The sequence below is a fragment of the Sphingomonas sp. genome, from assembly GCF_036387535.1.
Classification (GTDB): Bacteria; Pseudomonadota; Alphaproteobacteria; order Sphingomonadales; family Sphingomonadaceae; genus Sphingomonas_R.
The window spans coordinates 1-16,118 of sequence record NZ_DASVTO010000047.1; the positions used below are offsets into that span (position 1 = coordinate 1).

Here is a 16,118-nt window from a genome sequence, read left to right on the forward strand (position 1 = left end):
ATGTCGCCGCGCGGCGGAAGCAGGGGACCGTGGAGGATAGCGACGGCACCAGGGCTCCGCACTGAGCTGGCATTTACTTCGGCTGAATTACGCCGGGCGGCATCCGGTACCCGGACGGCAGCTTTTTTCTACGCATCAACGACGCCACGAAAACAACAGCATTGTCGCAGATGACATTTTTGTCATATCGTGGGCGGGAGCGAATGCCATGGCATCCATGAACATTTCGTTGCCCGATACAATGCGGGACTATGTGCAGGACCAGATTGACAGCGGGCAGTATGCCAGCGTCAGCGACTATGTGCGCAACCTGATCCGCCGCGATCAGGGCAGGATCGTGGACGAAGCGGGTTGGCTCCGCGACATGGATGCAGCCATCGCTGCAAGCGTTGCCGAGATGGAAGCGGGTGCGGGGATCGATCTCGATGCGGCGTGTGACGCGGTGCTCGCAGAATTGGCGTGAAGGTTGTCCTGTCGGCCGGCGCCGTTGCAGATCTCAAGCGGATCGGCCGCTTCATCGCGCAAGACAATCCCGTTCGCGCGGTGTCGTTCGTGGGCGAACTTCGCGGAATGGCTCGGCGGCTGGCGGAGGTTCCGAATGGCGTTCCGCTCGTGCCACGATATGAGCGACATGGCATTCGCCGGCGATCCCGGGGTGGATATGGCATCCTTTATTCGGTGCTGACCGACCGCATCTTCATTCACCGGATCATTGGGCCCGGTCAGGATCATGACCGGGCGCTACGATTGCGCTGAACAGGGGCGCATCGAGAAGGTGCGTTTCCCGCCCGGCTGCCCTACATAAGCGCCATGTCCGCACCGCTCTACAACCAGACCATCCTCCGGCTCGCGACGAGCATTCCGTATCAGGCACGGTTAGAGGGTGCAGGGGCGACGGCGGAGCGGAGGTCGCCGGTGTGCGGGAGCCGGATCATCGTGGATGTGACGCTGGATGACGCGGGCCGGGTGGCGGCGATCGGGCAGGAGGTGCGGGCCTGTGCGCTGGGGCAGGCGTCGGCTTCGTTGATGGGCGCGGGCGTGATCGGACGGAGCCCGCAGGAGCTGGAGGCGGCGCAGGCGGCGCTGACCGCGTGGCTGGCGGGCGAGCGGGACGATCCGGGCGATTGGCCGGGGCTGGAGATTTTTGCGCCGGCGCGGCCCTATACCGCACGGCATGCGTCGATCCGGTTGGCGTTCGAGGCCGTCGCGGAAGCCGCGCGCGATGCCGCGAAGCAGCGGGAGACTGTGTCTTGAACGAGGCGCATGCCGCTGCCGACTGGGTGCGGGACGGCGTCATCATGCTGGGTGCCGCGCTGGCGTTCGTGCTGCTGTTCCGGCGGCTGGGGATCGGCGCGGTGCTGGGATATCTGGTCGCGGGCGCCGCGATCGGTCCGCAGGGCCTGGGGCTGATCGGCGAGGTCGAGGGCAAGTTCGGGATCGCGGAGCTGGGCATCGTCCTGCTGCTGTTCCTGGTCGGGCTGGAATTGCACCCGACCCGGCTATGGCGGCTGCGGCGCGATATCTTCGGCTTCGGGCTGGGGCAGGTGGTGGCGTGCGGGCTGGTGATCAGCGCGATCATCCTGGCCTTTGCGGGGTTCAGCTGGGCCGCGGCGCTGGCGCTCGGGCTGCCGTTGGCGCTGTCATCGACGGCGCAGGTGTTGCCGATGCTGCGCTCGGCGGGCCGGATGAACACGCCGTTCGGCGAGCGCGCCTTTTCGGTGCTGCTGTTCCAGGATCTGTCGATCGTGCCGTTGATCACGATCGTAGCGGCGTTGTCGCGCGCGCCGGCCGATCCGTCGACGCCGCCGGGCTATGTGCTGGCGCTCTATACCGTCGGCGCGGTGGTCGGGCTGGTGCTGGCGGGGCGCTATCTGCTCAACCCGCTGTTCCGGCTGATCGGGCATCTGGGCGAGCGCGAGCTGTTCGTGGCTGCGGGCCTGTTCACCGTGCTGGCGGCGGCGGGCGTGATGGAGGCGCTGCATCTGTCGACCGCGCTGGGCGCGTTCATCGCAGGCGTGATGCTGGCGGATTCGCCCTATCGGCATGAGCTGGAGGTAGATGTCGAGCCGTTCCGCACGATCCTGCTCGGGCTGTTCTTCCTGTCGGTCGGGATGATGCTGGACCTGCAGGTCGTGATGGCGCGGCCATTGTTCGTGATCGGGCTGGCGCTGGCGGTGATCGTGGTCAAATCGGGCGTGATCTTCGGCCTCGCGCGGCTGTTCGGGGTGGCGGCGCGGCCGGCGCTGGCGCTGGGCCTGCTGTTGAGCCAGGGCGGGGAGTTCGGGTTCGTGCTGTTCGCGCAGGCGCAGGCCGCGCGGTTGATCGAACCGGAGGCCGCCAGCCTGTTCGGTGCGGTCGTGACGCTGTCGATGGCGACCACCCCGTTCCTGATGATGATCGCGCGGCGCTTCAACAAGGAAGGCAGCGGACCGGAACGCGACGACCTGGAACGGCCGAGCGCCGCGATGCCGGCCAGCGCGATCGTGGTCGGTTATGGCCGGTTCGGGCAGACGGTGGCGCAGATGTTGATGGCGAAGGCCGTCACGGTGACATTGATCGATGTGTCCGCCACGCAGATCGACCGCAGCAACGATTTCGGATCGAAGGTCTATTATGGCGACGGCACGCGCATCGACCTGTTGCGGCAGGCGGGTGCGGACGACGCCCGGACGATCGTGTTCTGCATGGACGGCGAGCCGGTGAGCCCGGAGACGCTGAAGCCGGTGCTGGAGGCATTCCCGCACGCCGCCATCCTGGTGCGGGCATTCGACCGGCGCCACCTGATCCGCCTGTCGCGGCTCGACCTGGCCGGCACCACCCGCGAGGTGTTCGAAAGCGCGGTGTGCATGGGGCGCAAGGCATTGGAGGCGGTCGGGATCAGCGCCGAAGGCGTCGACCGCGTGGAGCAGGAATATCGCAAACGCGACACGCTGCGCCTGACCGAACAGGGGATTTCGGGCGATCTGCATTCCGGTGCGGACATGATGTTCACGCCAAACCGGTCGCTGCAGACGGGGCAGACGGCATGAACACGGTCGGGATCCTGGCGGCGCTGTCCGGCGCGATCGCGGTGATCGCCGGGGCGCGCGGCGCGCACGGGGCGACCGGCGATGCGGCGGAGTGGCTGCGCACCGGATCGCACTATCAGATGGTGCATGCGGTGGCGGCGCTGGTGGTGATGGGCATGCCGGGCGGACGCTGGCCGGCGATGCTGTTCGTCGCGGGCGCGGCGCTGTTCGCGGGGTCGCTCTATGCGCTGGCGTTCGGGGTGCCGGCGCGGGCAATCTGGTTCGTCACGCCGCTCGGCGGACTGGTGCTGATCGTCGGATGGCTATGGCTGGCCGCGGGCATGCTGCGCGGCTGAGATCAGCGGGTTTTGGGGCGCTCCGTCGGCGTGGGTTCGCGCACGCCGCGGGTGCGGCAGGCATCGGAACAATATCGCACCTGATCCCAGTCGCGCGCCCATTTCTTCCGCCAGGTGAACGGCCGGCCACAGGCGACACACAGCTTGGTCGGCAGATCGGCCTTGCGGACGCCGTTCGGCATGTCAGCCGCGTTCGGCGTCGAGGAACGCGGCCACGTCGGCCAGATCGACGTCGCGCGACAGGAAGGTCCGGCCGATCCCGCGCGCCAGCAGGAAGGGCAACGTACCGCCCGCCATCTTCTTGTCATGCGCCATGTGATCGACCAGCACCGCGCCAGTGGCCCGGACGTCGGCGGCCGCGAGCGTCGTCGGCAGGCCCACGGCGTCCAGATGCGCGGTCACGCGCGTTGCCTCCGCCGGATCGCACAGCCCCAGCCGCGCGCTGTAGCGGAAGGCCAGCGCCATCCCGCATGCGACCGCTTCGCCGTGGAACAGCCGGTCGGAAAAGCCGGTGTCGGCTTCCAGCGCGTGACCAAAGGTGTGACCCAGATTGAGCAACGCCCGCACGCCGGCGGTTTCGCGTTCGTCCGCGGCGACGATCCGCGCCTTGGCGGAGACACTGTGCGCAATCGCATGGGTCCGCGCGTCGCGGTCACCGCCGAGCAGCGCACCGGCATGCCCATCGCACCAGTCAAAGAAGCCGCGATCGTCGATCAGCCCATATTTGACGACCTCCGCATAGCCGGCGCGGGTCTGGCGCGCGTCCAGCGTGTCGAGCACGGTCGGATCGATCAGGACATGCGCGGGCTGGTGAAAGGCGCCGACGAGGTTCTTGCCGGCCGGCGTGTTGATCGCGGTCTTGCCGCCGACCGAACTGTCGACCTGCGCCAGCAAGGTGGTAGGAATCTGGACGAACCCGCAGCCGCGTTTCACGATCGCCGCGGCAAAACCGACCAGATCGCCGATCACGCCGCCGCCGAATGCGACGATATGATCGCCGCGTTCGACACCCTGTTCGAGCAACCGATCGCAGAGGGTGGAAAGCCCGGACCAGCTTTTGGTCGCTTCCCCCGCCGGCAGGATGATCGCGTCCGCCGGCCGGCCCAGCCCGGCGCGCAGGCGCGGCCACTGCGTTTCGGCGACCGTTTCGTCGGTGATGACCAGGATGCGGCGATCGCCCAGCCAGGGGGCGAGCCGGGTTCCGGCCGAATCAAGGGCATTATCCGCAATGGCGACATCGTAGCTGCGATCACCAAGGGCCACGGGAATGAGAGTCGTCATCGGCGCATGGCTTTCAGGATGGCGGTCACCGTCGCCTCGTGCGGCAATGGCTCGCTGCGGACGTGGACGGGGGCGAGCGCATAGATGGGGTTGCGGGCCTGGGCCAGTTTTTCCAGCACCGCGCGCGGATCGTTGCCGGCGAGCAGCGGGCGCGTGCCGTGTCGCCGGGACACGCGTTCGGCCAGGACGTCGAGATCGGCATCCAGCCAGATCGCGGTGGCGCGGGCGAGGATCAGCGCGCGCGTCTGTTCGTCCATGAACGCACCGCCGCCGGTGGCGAGGACCGCGCGCCGCCCCTGCAACAGGCGCTGGATCACGCGGCGTTCGCCGTCGCGGAAATGCGCTTCGCCGAAGCGTTCGAAGATTTCGGGAATGGTCAGCCCGGCGGCACGCTCGATCTCGCGATCCGTATCCACGAACGGCAGCCGCATGCGCGCCGCGAGCCGGCGTCCGATCGTGGTCTTGCCCACGCCCATCAGCCCCACCAGCACGATCGTGCGGTCGGTCATCCGCACGTGCGAACGGCGGCCGGTCGGCTGGGGGCTTTCGGACATGACGGCGGGGCTATACACAGCAACCCCACCGCCGGCAAAAGGCCGGTACCGGGATATTTTGACCAGTCGGGACGATCCTTGCCATGTCGCGTAGCCTCATTCTCCTGATCGTCGGCCTGTTGGTGGTCGTCGGTATCGCCGTCACCTTGGCCAGCGTCGATACCAAGGTCGCGCCGAAGCCGGTCGAGAAGGGCATGTTGAATGAAGCGGCCGCGCAATAGCGCATGGCTGGCCGGCGCTGCGCTGCTGACGATCGTCGCGACGTTCGCACCGGCGACGGGACAGGGTAGCGGCCAGGGCGGGAAGGGCGGACCGGAATCCCTTCTGCCGCCGGGGTTCGGCGACGCACCGGTGGCGGTCGCGCCGGCGCCCGCACCCACGCCGGTCGCGCCGTCGGGCGAAGACATGCCGGTCGTGCCGCTGACGCTGTCGCCCCGCGATCTGAACGGCGCGCCGGCGGCAGAGGACGATGCCGAAGCCCATGCGGCGGCTGCGGAGGAAACGCCGTCCGAGCCGGTCTATGACGTGCCGGACACCGCGCGCCGTCCGGTGGATTGGGTCGGTCCGCTTGGCACCGGCGCGGCGGGCCTGGGTGCGGGCGCCTTCGGTGTCGCGGACGGCCGGTTCCTGTCGGCCATGCTTCGGCGGATGGATACGCCGATCGCGTCGCGCTGGGCGCATATGCTGCTGCGGCGCGCGCTGCTGACCGCTACGCCCACGCCGACGCGCGTGGACGGTGCCGACTGGATCGCAGAACGCGCCTGGCTGTTGCTGCGCATGGGAGAGGCGGACGCAGCGCGGATGCTGGTCGATCGGGTCGATGTGGACCGGTTCACGCCGAAATTGCTGGCGGTGGCGACGCAGGCGGCGCTGGCCAATGCCGATCCGGCGGCGCTGTGCCCGCTGGCGCCCATCGCCACGACAATGAGCCGGGAGCCGATCTGGCCGCTGGCGCAGGCGATGTGCGCGGGTCTTTCGGGTGAACCGGGTGTCGCCGGCGCGCTGATCGATCAGGCGCGGCATGGCCGCCGTGCGCGGGGCATCGACCTGCTGCTGGCGGAAAAGGTGGTCGGCGCAGGCAGCAACGGCCGCCGCGCCGTCGCGATCGAGTGGCAGGACGTCAATCGGCTGACCGCGTGGCGCTTTGGCATCGCCAGTGCGCTCGCTGTTCCCATCCCGCCCGCGCTGTACGACACGGCGGGCGGCCATGTCCGCGCCTGGGCCGCGCGCGCGCCGATGCTGACGCCGGAAGCGCGTGTGGCGCCGGCGCGGGTGGCGGCGGCGCTGGGCGTGTTTTCCAGCGCGACGCTGGTCGACCTGTACGGCGCCGTCGCGGACCGGACCAACCCGGACACACTGGACGCGACCGATGCGGGGCGGCTGCGGACCGCCTATGTCGGCGATCGCGCTGCGCGGCTGGCGGCGCTCGACCTGCTGTGGGGTCCCGACCCGACGACCCAGGATGGCTATGCCGTCGATATCCTGACCGCGCGCGCGGCGGCCGGCATCGTGCCCGGCGAAGCGAGCGCGGCGCGGGTCCGGCGCCTTCTGTCGGCGATGTTCAGCGCGGGACTGGATCTTCAGGCACGGCGCTGGACGGCGGCGGTGACGGCCGGCAGCGGGGTGGACAGCGATGCCGCCTGGGCGATGCTGGCGGTGGGCGATCCGGAACCGGGCGTCGATCTGGGCAGCGCACGGATCGCGGGGTTCGTAGACGGCGGCGGGGGCGGCAGTGCGCAGAAGGCGCGGCTGCTGGTCGCGGCGCTGGCGGGGCTGGGCCGCGTGGCCGCCGCGGAACGGGATACGCTGGCACAATCGGCGGGCCTGAACCTTGCAGCGGAGGATCGCTATACGCGTGTGCTGGACGCGGCGGCGGCGCGCGGCGAAACCGGTACGGTCGCGATCCTGGCGGCGGCAGGGTTGCAGACGCCCAGCTGGCGCGGTGTACCGGCGGCGCATTTCTATCGCATCATCCGCGCGCTCGATCGGGTCGGGTTGAACGGTGAAGCGCGGATGATCGCGGCCGAGGCGATGGCGCGCTTGTGAATGCCGGCCATGCCGCGCTGCCCGATGCGGTGGCGATCGACCGGTTCCTGGAGATGATGGCGGCGGAGGCGGGTGCGGCCCGCAATACGATTGCGGCGTACCGATCCGACCTGGACGGTGCGTCGATCCTGCTGGGGCGGCGACTGGCGATGGCGGACGCCGCGGTGCTGGAGGCGCTCGGCACCGCCTGGCTGCCGCTGGCGCGAACCACGGTAGCCCGCAAGGCGGCGGCGCTGCGGCGTTTCTACCGCTTCCTGGTCGACGACGGCGTGCGTGCGGATGATCCGTCCGACACGCTGCCCCGGCCGGTGGGTGCGCGCGGCCTGCCGAAGGTGCTGGGGCGGGCGGATGTCGACCGGCTGTTCGCGGAGGTCGCGCGGCGCATTGCGGAGGGACAGGGGCTGGCCTTGCGGCTGTCGGCGATGTTGGAACTGCTGTACGGATCGGGGCTGCGCGCGACCGAACTGGTGTCGTTGCCGATCCAGGCGGTGCGGCCGGACCAGCCGTACCTGATCCTGGCGGGCAAGGGCGGGGCTGAGCGGCTGGTGCCGATTTCGGACCGGGCGCGGGCGGCGGTGGCGGCGTGGCGTGCGACGCTGACCGGCGGCGCCCATCTGTTCCCGTCCCGGACGGGGCATGTCAGCCGGGTGCGCCTGTTCCAACTGGTGCGGGAAGTGGCGGCGGCAGTGGGGATCGCACCGGACCGGATCAGCCCGCATGTCCTGCGCCATGCCTTCGCCACGCATCTGCTGGAAGGCGGGGCGGATCTGCGCGCGTTGCAGGCGATGCTGGGCCATGCGGATATCGCCACCACGCAAATCTATACGCATGTCGACGGTGCGCGACTGGTGGCGCTGGTCAATGCACGGCATCCGCTCGTTGACGGGGCCCGTTCCGACCCTTAACCGCGCAGCCATGGTTGCTTTCCTCGATTTCGAAAAACCGATCGCCGAATTGCAGGCGAAGATCGCCGAATTGCGTGAGAGCGCGGTCGCGGGCACGATCGACATCGCGCCGGAGATCGCGAAGCTGCAGGCGAAATCGGACGGTCTGTTGCAGCAGACCTACGCCCGATTGACGCCGTGGCAGAAGACACAGGTCGCCCGCCATGCCGAGCGGCCGCATTTCAAGGACTATGTCGCCGGGTTCGTGGAGGATTTCCTGCCACTGGCCGGCGACCGCGCCTTTGCCGACGACAAGGCGATCATCGGCGGATTCGGTCGGATCGGTGGTCGCCGCGCGATGGTGATCGGGCATGAGAAGGGCGACGACACCGCCAGCCGGCTGCGCCACAATTTCGGGATGGCCAAGCCCGAAGGCTATCGCAAGGCGATCCGGCTGATGGAACTGGCGGACCGGTTCGGTTTGCCGGTGGTGACGCTGGTCGACACGTCGGGTGCCTTTCCCGGCATCCAGGCGGAGGAGCGCGGGCAGGCGGAGGCGATCGCCCGGTCGACCGAGGCATGCCTGGCGCTGGGCGTGCCGATGGTGACGGCGGTGGTGGGCGAAGGCGGATCGGGCGGCGCGATCGCGCTGGCCGCGGCGAACCGCGTGCTGATGTTCGAACATGCGGTCTATTCGGTGATCTCGCCCGAAGGTTGCGCATCGATCCTGTGGCGGACGTCCGACAAGGCGGCGGATGCGGCGGAGGCGATGAAGATTACCGCGGCGGACCTGCTGCGGCTGGGGGTGATCGACCGGATCGTTCCGGAACCGATGGGCGGCGCGCACCGCGACCGCGCGAAAGCGATCGCCACGCTGGCCACCGCGATCGGTGAGGAGATCGACATGCTGATGCCGCTGCGTGCCGAACAGTTGCGGCAGGACCGGCGCGAAAAATTCCTGAAGATCGGCTAGGCGCCCCGATCGAAAAAAGGCAACCGGATCGCTCCGGTTGCCCCATTCAAACAGCGGACCGCAGATCAGGTTGCGGTCATGTTGTTCTTGACGTTGGTGAAGGTGTTGTTCAGCTGCTTGCCGAGGCTGCTCATGGCCGTGATGGCGGCAACGGCGATCAATGCGGCGATCAGGCCGTATTCGATCGCGGTGGCACCCTTGGAATTCTTGAACAGATTGCGGATGATCTTCATTGGAGGCTCCCTGGAAACGCTGCTTACTGGTCGTGGCCCGCTGGTCCCCCGGTGCGCGGATCAGCTGTGATCGTCTTACGACCAGAGGATTGCCAAAGTCTTAAGATGAAAAAGCGTCGGGGCGCGTTCAGGCGTTGGTGACCTTGGCGGCGACGTCGTTCCACATGTCGATGGTCACGCCCGCGACGCCGCGGATGCCGACGACCACGATCAGCACGATCAGGGCCAGGATCAGGCCATATTCGATGGCCGTCGCGCCGCTCTGGTTCCGCAGCAGATCCCCGACATCGCGCATGATCGCCCCCGCCGAACCATCCGGCATGGCATAGCGGTACCGCAACAGGGTTAACGGAGTCTTGAAGGGCATGACGATGATGCAGGTTGTGGCCGCCGCGCTGGTCGACGGCGACGGGCGGGTCCTGGTTCAGCAACGCCCGCCCGGCCGCGCGATGGCGGGGCTATGGGAATTTCCGGGCGGGAAGATCGAGGACGGCGAAACCCCGGAGGCTGCGCTGATCCGCGAACTGCGCGAGGAGCTGGCGATCGACGTCACGGCCGCCTGCCTGGCCCCGGCCTGCTTCGCCAGCGCGCCGCTGGGCGATCGGCACCTGCTGCTGCTGCTCTTCGTCTGCCGGAAATGGACCGGCGTTCCGATCGCGATGGAGGCGACCGCGCTGCGCTGGGTCAGGGTGCCGGCGCTGCACGGCCTGCCCATGCCGCCCGCGGACAAACCGTTGATCGGCTTGCTGGAGGCCTTGTTGTAGAGGGTGGTTCTCGACAGGCTCGAACCGAACGGCTGAGGATAATCTGCAAGATACCGCTCGGTTCGAGCCTGTCGAGAATCCGACCTAGCCCAAGCAAGTCACGGGCTACAGCACATATTTGCTGAGGTCGGTGTCGCGCGCGACTTCTGCCAGCTGGCCTTCGACATAGGCGGCGTCGACCGTGACGGTGGTGCCGCCGCGGTCCTCCGCGTCGAAGCTGACATCCTCCAGCAGTTTTTCCATCACGGTCGACAGCCGGCGCGCGCCGATATTCTCGATCTGGCCGTTCACCTCCGCCGCGATCCGCGCGATGGCGGCGATGCCGTCCTCGGTAAAGTCGATGGTGACGCCCTCGGTGCCGATTAGCGCGCGATATTGTTCGGTCAGCGATGCGCGCGTGGCCGACAGGATGCGCACGAAATCGGCCTCCGTCAGCGCCTTCAACTCCACGCGGATCGGCAGCCGCCCCTGCAGTTCGGGCAGCAGGTCGGACGGTTTCGCGACATGGAACGCGCCGCTGGCGATGAACAGGATATGGTCGGTCTTCATCGGGCCATATTTTGTGGCCACTGTCGTGCCTTCGATCAGCGGCAGCAGGTCGCGCTGTACGCCTTCGCGGCTGACCGATCCGCCGCGGACGTCACTGACCGCGATCTTGTCGATCTCGTCCAGGAACACGATGCCGTTTTCCTGCGCGTCGTGGAGCGCGGCGCGGCTGACCTCATCCTGGTCGAGACGCTTGTCGGCCTCCTCTTCGACCAGCTTCGCCCAGGCATCGCGGACCGGCAGCTTGCGGCGCTTGAGCTTCGGACCGCCGAACGCCTTGCCCATCATGTCGGACAGGTTGATCATGCCGATCTGGCCCGGCATGCCGGGAATCTCCATCTGCGGGCCGGCGCTGTCCTCCAGTTCCAGCTCGATCTCCTTGTCGTCGAGATGGCCGTCGCGGAACCGCTGCGTGAAGGAGGCGCGGGTCGCCTCCGATGCATCCTTGCCGACCAGCGCGTCCATCAGGCGGGAAAGCGCAGCTTCCTCGGCCTTCTCCTTCACCGCCAGGCGGCGGCGCTCCTTTTCCAGCCGCATCGCCTCTTCGACCAGATCGCGGGCAATCTGCTCCACGTCGCGGCCGACATAGCCGACCTCGGTGAACTTGGTCGCCTCCACCTTCACGAACGGCGCGTCGGCCAGCTTCGCCAGGCGACGGCTGATCTCGGTCTTGCCGCACCCGGTGGGGCCGATCATCAGGATATTCTTGGGCGTGACCTCGTCGCGCAGATCGGCGCCCAGCCGTTGCCGCCGCCAGCGATTGCGGAGCGCGATCGCGACCGCGCGCTTGGCCGCGTCCTGTCCGACGATATGCGCGTCGAGCGCGGCAACGATGGCTTTGGGAGTGAGGGAGTCGTTCATGTCTGCTTTCTACTTCTGGCCCTCTCCCCCCGGGAAAGGGTCGGGCGAGGGTCTTCTTGTGTCGGCGGGGTGAAAAAGAGCCTCACCCTCCCATTCGCAAGAGCGAACGGGCCCTTCCCTCTCCCGGAGGAAAGGGCTTCAGGCCGCGTCCAGCGTTTCGATGGTCAGGTTGCCGTTGGTGAAGACACAGACATCGGCGGCGATCGCCATGGCCTTGCGCGCGATCGTTTCGGCATCCTGTTCGTAATCGACCAGAGCGCGGGCGGCGGCGAGCGCGAAATTGCCCCCCGAACCGATCGCGGCGACCCCGCCGTCGGGTTCCAGCACATCGCCGTTGCCGGTCAGGATCAGCGTCACTTCCTTGTCCGCGACGATCATCATCGCTTCCAGGTTGCGCAGGAACTTGTCGGTACGCCAGTCCTTGGCCAGTTCGACCGCGGCGCGCAGCAGCTTGCCATGATGCTGTTCCAGCTTGCGTTCCAGCCGTTCGAACAGCGTGAACGCATCGGCGGTGGCGCCGGCGAACCCGGCGATGACGGATCCGTCGCCCAACCGGCGCACCTTGCGCGCGGTGGGTTTGATGATCGTGTTGCCCAGCGAAACCTGGCCATCGCCGGCGACGATCACCTTGCCGCCACGCCGCACCGACAGGATCGTCGTGCCGTGCCAGCCTATCTTGTCTTCCTGCATATCATCCCCGTCCATCTTCCGATGGGATATGGGTGAGATCGGAGGATGTGCAATCGCACACGGCCCGGACGACCGGTTCGCACACACGTCTGGAGGATGATGCGGGGGAGAGTTTCTGGTCGGGGCGACAGGATTCGAACCTGCGACCCTTAGACCCCCAGTCTAATGCGCTACCGGGCTGCGCCACGCCCCGACCTAGGCCGCGGGCATTAGGCGGGTTGAATGCCGGATGCAAGCGCCGGTGCGCCGATATCGTCGGCATTGCGTGATCCGGCGCGATCATGATAGGCGCGCGCTTTCAAAAGAGGGTGCCGGATCGGCGTGCCCCCCGACAGGTCGGAACGATAATCCATGTTCGCATCCCCCGCTTATGCCCAGGCCGCCGGCGGTTCCGCCGCGCCTGGCGGTGTTTCCGCCATTCTGATCCAAGCGGCGCCGCTGCTGTTCATCTTCGTGATCTTCTATTTCCTGCTGATCCGGCCGCAGCAGACCCGGATGAAGGCGCACCGCGCGCTGGTGGACGGCGTACGGCGCAACGACATCGTCGTCACCGCCGGCGGCCTGATCGGCAAGGTGACGAAGGTGGACGAGACGGAGGTCGAGGTCGAGATCGCGCCGAACACCCGCGTGCGCATCATCAAGTCGACATTGTCGGAGGTCCGTCAGGCCCCCGGTTCCAAACCCGCTAACGACTGATCCCCAGATGCTCGATTTCCCGCGCTGGAAGGTCTGGTCGATCCTCCTGATCCTGGCCCTTGGCGTCGCACTGGCGGTGCCGAGCCTGATCGGCGAGACCAACTCTGCCCGACTGGGCCTTGCCGGCATGCCGCGCATCAACCTCGGTCTCGATCTGTCCGGCGGCAGCCATTTGCTGCTGGAAGCCGACACGACCGACGTGGTGCGCCAGCGGCTGACGCTGAAGGAGGACGAGGTCCGCACCGAGATGCGGCGCGCGACGCCGCGGATCGCGATCGGCGATATCTCGACCCAGGGCGGCAAGCTGGAATTTCTGGTGCGCGATGTGGCGCAACTGGACGCCGCGGTCGAACGGGTGCGCGCGCTGACCAATGCGGTGGGCGTGACCGGGCAGCGCGACTGGAACGTGGCGGTGGTCGATTCCACGCGGGTGGTGATGACACCCACCGACGCCGGCATCAAGGATGCGGTCGACAAGGCGATGGACACCGCCACCGACGTGGTGCGGCGCAGGATCGACGCGCTGGGCACGCGGGAACCGTCGATCGTGCGCGAAGGCGACGACCGGATCGTAGTGCAGGTACCGGGCCTGCAGGATCCGTCCGCCTTGAAGGCCCTGCTGGGTCAGACCGCGAAACTGGAATTCAAGCTGGTCGATCTGACCGCCAATCCGGCCGATGTCGCGCAGGGCCGCGCGCCGGCGGGGAGCCAGGTGCTGCCCTATCCCGCCAATCCCGCCGGTCCGCCATTCATCGCGGTCCAGCGCAGGGCGATCATTACCGGCGACCAGCTGACCGATGCGCGCCAGGAATTCGACCAGACCGACAATCAGCCGGTGGTCGCGATCCAGTTCAACGGCGACGGCGGCCGGCGCTTTGCCCGCGTGACGCAGGAAAATACCGGCAAGCCGTTCGCGATCATCCTGGACAACAGCGTGCTGTCCGCGCCGAACATCAACGAACCGATCCTGGGTGGACAGGCGCGGATTTCCGGCAGCTTCACGACCGAAAGCGCCAACGCACTGGCGATCTCGCTGCGGTCCGGATCGCTGCCCGTCAATCTGAAGGTGATCGAGGAACGCACGGTCGGGCCGCAGCTGGGCGCCGATTCGATCCGTGCGGGCATCATCGCATCGACGGTCGCGGCGCTCGCCGTCATCATCTTCATGTTCGTGACCTATGGCCGGTTCGGTCTCTATGCCAACATCGCGGTCACGCTGAACATCTTCGTGATCCTTGGCGTGATGGCATTGCTGAACGCCACGCTGACCCTGCCGGGGATCGCCGGTTTCGTGTTGACGATCGGCACCGCGGTCGATGCCAATGTGCTGATCAACGAACGTATCCGGGAGGAACGGCGGCGCGGGCGCAACGTCGCGCAGGCGGTCGAGCTGGGCTATAAGGAAGCCAGCCGGACGATCTTCGAGGCGAACGTGACGCATGCCATTTCCGGGCTGATCATGCTGCTGCTCGGGTCCGGCCAGGTGAAGGGGTTTGCGGTCGTGCTGCTGCTCGGCATCGCGACGTCGGTATTCACCGCGGTCACCTTCACCCGTATGCTCGTCGCGTTGTGGATCCGCCGCAACCGCCCGAGCGACATCACCATCTGATCGGGGCTCTTCCCATGCGTTTGCTGAAGCTAGTCCCCGACAACACGAATATCGGTTTCGTGCGCCTGCGTTACTGGGCGTTCGGGCTGACCGCGGCGCTGACGCTGGCCGCAGTCGCGCTGGTCGGGGTGCGCGGGCTGAACCTGGGTGTCGATTTCGTCGGTGGCCTGATGATCGAGGCGAAGTTCCAGCAGCCGCCGCCGCTGGACGCGGTGCGCGAGAATATCGATGCCTTGGGTGTCGGCGATGCATCGTTGCAGCAATTCGGCGCCGCAAACGTCGTGTCGATCCGTCTGCCACCGCCCGCCAGCAAGGACGAAGGCGCGAACAACGCCGTGGTCGCCAAGGTGAAGGCATCGCTGCTGCGCGAATATCCGGGCATGACCTTCACGCGGTACGACACGGTGTCGGGCAAGGTTTCGAACGAGCTGATCCGCAACGGCGTAGCGGCCGTGTTCCTGGCGGTGTTCGGGATCGCGCTGTTCGGCTGGTTCCGGTTCGAATGGCAGTTCGGCGTATCGACCTTCGTCGCGATCGCGCATGACGTGCTGATGACACTCGGCTTCTTCGCGCTGACGCAGATGGAGTTCGATCTGAACATCGTCGCGGCGGTGCTGACGATCATCGGCTATTCGATCAACGACAAGATCGTGATCGACGATCGCATTCGTGAAAACATGCGCAAATATCGCAAGATGGACATGCCGTCGCTGATCGACCTGTCGGTCAACGAGACGCTGCCGCGCACGGTCATGACATCGCTGACCATCATGCTGGCGCTGGGCGCGTTGCTGATCTGGGGCGGCCAGGTGCTGCGCGGTTTCTCGGCGGCGATGCTGCTCGGGATCGTGGTCGGCACCTATTCATCCATCTATGTCTCGTCCTCGCTGCTGATCGCGCTCGGCGTCGGGCCAAATTCGTTCAAGGGCAAGGATGAGGGCGACAAGCCGGCGGGCCGCAACGCCAATGCCGAGCGCGTCGGACCGCGGCGCTGACGCCATGCGGATGGAACGGGATCCGGACGCGATCGGGCCGCTGATCCGCGGGCTGTCCGGCCGCGGGTTCCGGGTCGACGATCGCATCCATGACGGCGCGATGATATTGACGCCGGAGCGGGCGGTCGATTGGGCGCCACCGGCGGTGGACCGGCTGGAGATCGCGGATCTGGAGGCGGCGCTGACCGTGTCGTCGACGCCCGAATTCGTGTTGCTGGGAACGGGGCCGGCCTTGCTGCGGCCGCCGGTCGATCTGGGCCTCGCGCTGGAAGCACGCGGGATCGGCCTGGAGGTGATGGACAGCCGTGCGGCGGCGCGCGCCTGGGGCCTGCTGCGCGCCGAAGGGCGCTGGATATCGGGGGCGTTCTACCCTTTGGGGTGAGTTCGCCGGTTCGTATCTCCGCAAATGCGGGAATCCAGGTTGGTCGCGGATCGCATCTGTCGAGCTTGACCCTCGCCTGCGCGGGGGAACGGGTGGCCTCAGGCGTTTGCCAACACCCTTCGCAGATGGGCCTCCAGTTCGGCGGCGTTGCGATCCCAGGTGAAGCCGAGCGCGCTCTGGCGAACGGCCGCGGGATCGGGCGGGCTGTTCAGCAGCATATGGATGGCGCGCGCCACGCTG

Annotated in this window: 22 protein-coding genes and 1 tRNA gene; 14 read left to right on the forward strand and 9 right to left on the reverse strand. The window is 67.5% G+C overall.

Annotation, left to right across the window (positions count from 1 at the left end):
* The first annotated feature begins 208 nt into the window (after positions 1 to 208).
* Genes VF649_RS03855 through VF649_RS03870 form a run of 5 tightly spaced genes read left to right on the forward strand, consistent with a single transcriptional unit; the run spans position 209 to position 3,364 of the window.
* Positions 209 to 463 carry a type II toxin-antitoxin system ParD family antitoxin gene (locus VF649_RS03855; protein ID WP_331010638.1) on the forward strand — a complete coding sequence of 85 codons (255 nt, stop codon included), beginning with the start codon at positions 209 to 211 and terminating at the stop codon, positions 461 to 463.
* Entirely contained in the window at positions 460 to 756 is a 297-nt protein-coding gene (locus tag VF649_RS15190) for a type II toxin-antitoxin system RelE/ParE family toxin (protein WP_414713634.1), read from the forward strand. The genes VF649_RS03855 and VF649_RS15190 overlap by 4 nt, the downstream gene beginning before the upstream one ends.
* 54 nt (positions 757 to 810) lie before the next feature.
* A complete protein-coding gene (locus tag VF649_RS03860; protein WP_331010639.1) occupies positions 811 to 1,254 on the forward strand; it encodes an iron-sulfur cluster assembly scaffold protein in 444 nt (147 codons plus the stop codon).
* A 44-nt stretch (positions 1,255 to 1,298) separates the two neighbouring features.
* A complete protein-coding gene (locus tag VF649_RS03865) occupies positions 1,299 to 3,029 on the forward strand; it encodes a cation:proton antiporter (protein WP_331010658.1) in 1,731 nt (576 codons plus the stop codon).
* On the forward strand, positions 3,026 to 3,364 hold the full coding sequence (locus tag VF649_RS03870) for a DUF423 domain-containing protein (RefSeq protein ID WP_331010640.1): 339 nt from the start codon (positions 3,026 to 3,028) through the stop codon (positions 3,362 to 3,364). The genes VF649_RS03865 and VF649_RS03870 overlap by 4 nt, the downstream gene beginning before the upstream one ends.
* Before the next feature lie 2 nt (positions 3,365 to 3,366).
* Here VF649_RS03870 and VF649_RS03875 read toward each other — a convergent pair whose 3' ends face one another.
* Genes VF649_RS03875 through VF649_RS03885 form a run of 3 tightly spaced genes read right to left on the reverse strand, consistent with a single transcriptional unit; the run spans position 3,367 to position 5,199 of the window.
* Positions 3,367 to 3,546 carry a DUF2256 domain-containing protein gene (locus VF649_RS03875; RefSeq protein WP_331010641.1) on the reverse strand — a complete coding sequence of 60 codons (180 nt, stop codon included), beginning with the start codon at positions 3,544 to 3,546 and terminating at the stop codon, positions 3,367 to 3,369.
* A 1-nt stretch (position 3,547) separates the two neighbouring features.
* The gene (gene aroB / locus VF649_RS03880) at positions 3,548 to 4,645 is read right to left on the reverse strand and encodes a 3-dehydroquinate synthase (protein WP_331010642.1); all 1,098 of its coding nucleotides are present in this window, start codon (positions 4,643 to 4,645) and stop codon (positions 3,548 to 3,550) included.
* Complete coding sequence (locus VF649_RS03885; RefSeq protein WP_331010643.1) at positions 4,642 to 5,199, reverse strand: shikimate kinase; 558 nt, start codon at positions 5,197 to 5,199, stop codon at positions 4,642 to 4,644. Before VF649_RS03885 ends, aroB begins: the two co-directional genes overlap by 4 nt.
* Before the next feature lie 83 nt (positions 5,200 to 5,282).
* Between VF649_RS03885 and VF649_RS03890 the strand changes: the two genes are divergently transcribed.
* From VF649_RS03890 to VF649_RS03905, 4 genes are read left to right on the forward strand one after another with little or no spacing between them, the layout of a single operon-like run.
* On the forward strand, positions 5,283 to 5,420 hold the full coding sequence (locus VF649_RS03890) for a hypothetical protein (RefSeq protein WP_331010644.1): 138 nt from the start codon (positions 5,283 to 5,285) through the stop codon (positions 5,418 to 5,420).
* Positions 5,401 to 7,245, forward strand: a complete 1,845-nt coding sequence (locus VF649_RS03895) for a hypothetical protein (protein ID WP_331010645.1) — start codon at positions 5,401 to 5,403, stop codon at positions 7,243 to 7,245. The genes VF649_RS03890 and VF649_RS03895 overlap by 20 nt, the downstream gene beginning before the upstream one ends.
* Positions 7,242 to 8,150 (forward strand): tyrosine-type recombinase/integrase, encoded by a 909-nt coding sequence (locus tag VF649_RS03900; RefSeq protein ID WP_331010646.1) that lies wholly within the window; start codon positions 7,242 to 7,244, stop codon positions 8,148 to 8,150. The genes VF649_RS03895 and VF649_RS03900 overlap by 4 nt, the downstream gene beginning before the upstream one ends.
* Positions 8,151 to 8,160: 10 nt before the next feature.
* The gene (locus VF649_RS03905; protein WP_331010647.1) at positions 8,161 to 9,102 is read left to right on the forward strand and encodes an acetyl-CoA carboxylase carboxyltransferase subunit alpha; all 942 of its coding nucleotides are present in this window, start codon (positions 8,161 to 8,163) and stop codon (positions 9,100 to 9,102) included.
* Between the two features lie 65 nt (positions 9,103 to 9,167).
* Here VF649_RS03905 and VF649_RS03910 read toward each other — a convergent pair whose 3' ends face one another.
* Both VF649_RS03910 and VF649_RS03915 read right to left on the reverse strand, forming a co-directional pair.
* Entirely contained in the window at positions 9,168 to 9,335 is a 168-nt protein-coding gene (locus VF649_RS03910) for a Flp family type IVb pilin (protein WP_331010648.1), read from the reverse strand.
* Positions 9,336 to 9,462: 127 nt separating this feature from the next.
* Positions 9,463 to 9,702 (reverse strand): Flp family type IVb pilin, encoded by a 240-nt coding sequence (locus VF649_RS03915; protein WP_331010649.1) that lies wholly within the window; start codon positions 9,700 to 9,702, stop codon positions 9,463 to 9,465.
* Here VF649_RS03915 and VF649_RS03920 point away from each other — a divergent pair.
* Positions 9,701 to 10,099: a (deoxy)nucleoside triphosphate pyrophosphohydrolase gene (locus VF649_RS03920; protein ID WP_331010650.1), complete on the forward strand. Its 399-nt coding sequence runs from the start codon at positions 9,701 to 9,703 to the stop codon at positions 10,097 to 10,099. The genes VF649_RS03915 and VF649_RS03920 overlap by 2 nt on opposite strands.
* Positions 10,100 to 10,204: 105 nt before the next feature.
* Here VF649_RS03920 and hslU read toward each other — a convergent pair whose 3' ends face one another.
* From hslU to VF649_RS03940, 4 genes are all read right to left on the reverse strand, one after another.
* Positions 10,205 to 11,506 carry an ATP-dependent protease ATPase subunit HslU gene (gene hslU, locus VF649_RS03925; protein WP_331010651.1) on the reverse strand — a complete coding sequence of 434 codons (1,302 nt, stop codon included), beginning with the start codon at positions 11,504 to 11,506 and terminating at the stop codon, positions 10,205 to 10,207.
* A gap of 138 nt (positions 11,507 to 11,644) precedes the next feature.
* Complete coding sequence (gene hslV, locus VF649_RS03930; protein WP_331010652.1) at positions 11,645 to 12,196, reverse strand: ATP-dependent protease subunit HslV; 552 nt, start codon at positions 12,194 to 12,196, stop codon at positions 11,645 to 11,647.
* A gap of 116 nt (positions 12,197 to 12,312) precedes the next feature.
* Positions 12,313 to 12,389, reverse strand: a tRNA-Pro gene (locus VF649_RS03935).
* A 16-nt stretch (positions 12,390 to 12,405) separates the two neighbouring features.
* Complete coding sequence (locus VF649_RS03940) at positions 12,406 to 12,549, reverse strand: hypothetical protein (protein WP_331010653.1); 144 nt, start codon at positions 12,547 to 12,549, stop codon at positions 12,406 to 12,408.
* On the opposite strand from VF649_RS03940, the gene yajC reads away from it, so the two are divergent.
* Genes yajC through VF649_RS03960 form a run of 4 tightly spaced genes read left to right on the forward strand, consistent with a single transcriptional unit; the run spans position 12,548 to position 15,878 of the window.
* Positions 12,548 to 12,892, forward strand: coding sequence for a preprotein translocase subunit YajC (gene yajC / locus VF649_RS03945; RefSeq protein ID WP_331010654.1), 345 nt, complete (start codon positions 12,548 to 12,550; stop codon positions 12,890 to 12,892). The two genes, VF649_RS03940 and yajC, sit on opposite strands and share 2 nt — an antisense overlap.
* Before the next feature lie 7 nt (positions 12,893 to 12,899).
* Positions 12,900 to 14,501: a protein translocase subunit SecD gene (secD, locus tag VF649_RS03950; protein WP_331010655.1), complete on the forward strand. Its 1,602-nt coding sequence runs from the start codon at positions 12,900 to 12,902 to the stop codon at positions 14,499 to 14,501.
* A gap of 14 nt (positions 14,502 to 14,515) precedes the next feature.
* A complete protein-coding gene (secF, locus tag VF649_RS03955) occupies positions 14,516 to 15,496 on the forward strand; it encodes a protein translocase subunit SecF (protein WP_331010656.1) in 981 nt (326 codons plus the stop codon).
* A gap of 4 nt (positions 15,497 to 15,500) precedes the next feature.
* Positions 15,501 to 15,878, forward strand: coding sequence for an MTH938/NDUFAF3 family protein (locus VF649_RS03960; RefSeq protein WP_331010657.1), 378 nt, complete (start codon positions 15,501 to 15,503; stop codon positions 15,876 to 15,878).
* Positions 15,879 to 16,118: the final 240 nt, after the last annotated feature.

Excerpts from the sequence above, each read along its gene's own strand:
- secF (WP_331010656.1), top strand. The coding sequence starts at position 14,516 with ATGCGTTTGCTGAAGCTAGTCCCCGACAACACGAATATCGGTTTCGTG.
- secD (WP_331010655.1), top strand. The coding sequence starts at position 12,900 with ATGCTCGATTTCCCGCGCTGGAAGGTCTGGTCGATCCTCCTGATCCTG.
- hslU (WP_331010651.1), bottom strand. The coding sequence starts at position 11,506 with ATGAACGACTCCCTCACTCCCAAAGCCATCGTTGCCGCGCTCGACGCG.
- yajC (WP_331010654.1), top strand. The coding sequence starts at position 12,548 with ATGTTCGCATCCCCCGCTTATGCCCAGGCCGCCGGCGGTTCCGCCGCG.
- aroB (WP_331010642.1), bottom strand. The coding sequence starts at position 4,645 with ATGACGACTCTCATTCCCGTGGCCCTTGGTGATCGCAGCTACGATGTC.
- VF649_RS03915 (WP_331010649.1), bottom strand. The coding sequence starts at position 9,702 with ATGCCCTTCAAGACTCCGTTAACCCTGTTGCGGTACCGCTATGCCATG.
- VF649_RS03865 (WP_331010658.1), top strand. The coding sequence starts at position 1,299 with ATGCTGGGTGCCGCGCTGGCGTTCGTGCTGCTGTTCCGGCGGCTGGGG.
- VF649_RS03860 (WP_331010639.1), top strand. The coding sequence starts at position 811 with ATGTCCGCACCGCTCTACAACCAGACCATCCTCCGGCTCGCGACGAGC.
- VF649_RS03855 (WP_331010638.1), top strand. The coding sequence starts at position 209 with ATGGCATCCATGAACATTTCGTTGCCCGATACAATGCGGGACTATGTG.
- hslV (WP_331010652.1), bottom strand. The coding sequence starts at position 12,196 with ATGCAGGAAGACAAGATAGGCTGGCACGGCACGACGATCCTGTCGGTG.
- VF649_RS03885 (WP_331010643.1), bottom strand. The coding sequence starts at position 5,199 with ATGTCCGAAAGCCCCCAGCCGACCGGCCGCCGTTCGCACGTGCGGATG.
- VF649_RS03870 (WP_331010640.1), top strand. The coding sequence starts at position 3,026 with ATGAACACGGTCGGGATCCTGGCGGCGCTGTCCGGCGCGATCGCGGTG.
- VF649_RS03910 (WP_331010648.1), bottom strand. The coding sequence starts at position 9,335 with ATGAAGATCATCCGCAATCTGTTCAAGAATTCCAAGGGTGCCACCGCG.
- VF649_RS03920 (WP_331010650.1), top strand. The coding sequence starts at position 9,701 with ATGACGATGATGCAGGTTGTGGCCGCCGCGCTGGTCGACGGCGACGGG.
- VF649_RS03875 (WP_331010641.1), bottom strand. The coding sequence starts at position 3,546 with ATGCCGAACGGCGTCCGCAAGGCCGATCTGCCGACCAAGCTGTGTGTC.
- VF649_RS03940 (WP_331010653.1), bottom strand. The coding sequence starts at position 12,549 with ATGGATTATCGTTCCGACCTGTCGGGGGGCACGCCGATCCGGCACCCT.
- VF649_RS03895 (WP_331010645.1), top strand. The coding sequence starts at position 5,401 with ATGAAGCGGCCGCGCAATAGCGCATGGCTGGCCGGCGCTGCGCTGCTG.
- VF649_RS03960 (WP_331010657.1), top strand. The coding sequence starts at position 15,501 with ATGCGGATGGAACGGGATCCGGACGCGATCGGGCCGCTGATCCGCGGG.
- VF649_RS03905 (WP_331010647.1), top strand. The coding sequence starts at position 8,161 with ATGGTTGCTTTCCTCGATTTCGAAAAACCGATCGCCGAATTGCAGGCG.
- VF649_RS03890 (WP_331010644.1), top strand. The coding sequence starts at position 5,283 with ATGTCGCGTAGCCTCATTCTCCTGATCGTCGGCCTGTTGGTGGTCGTC.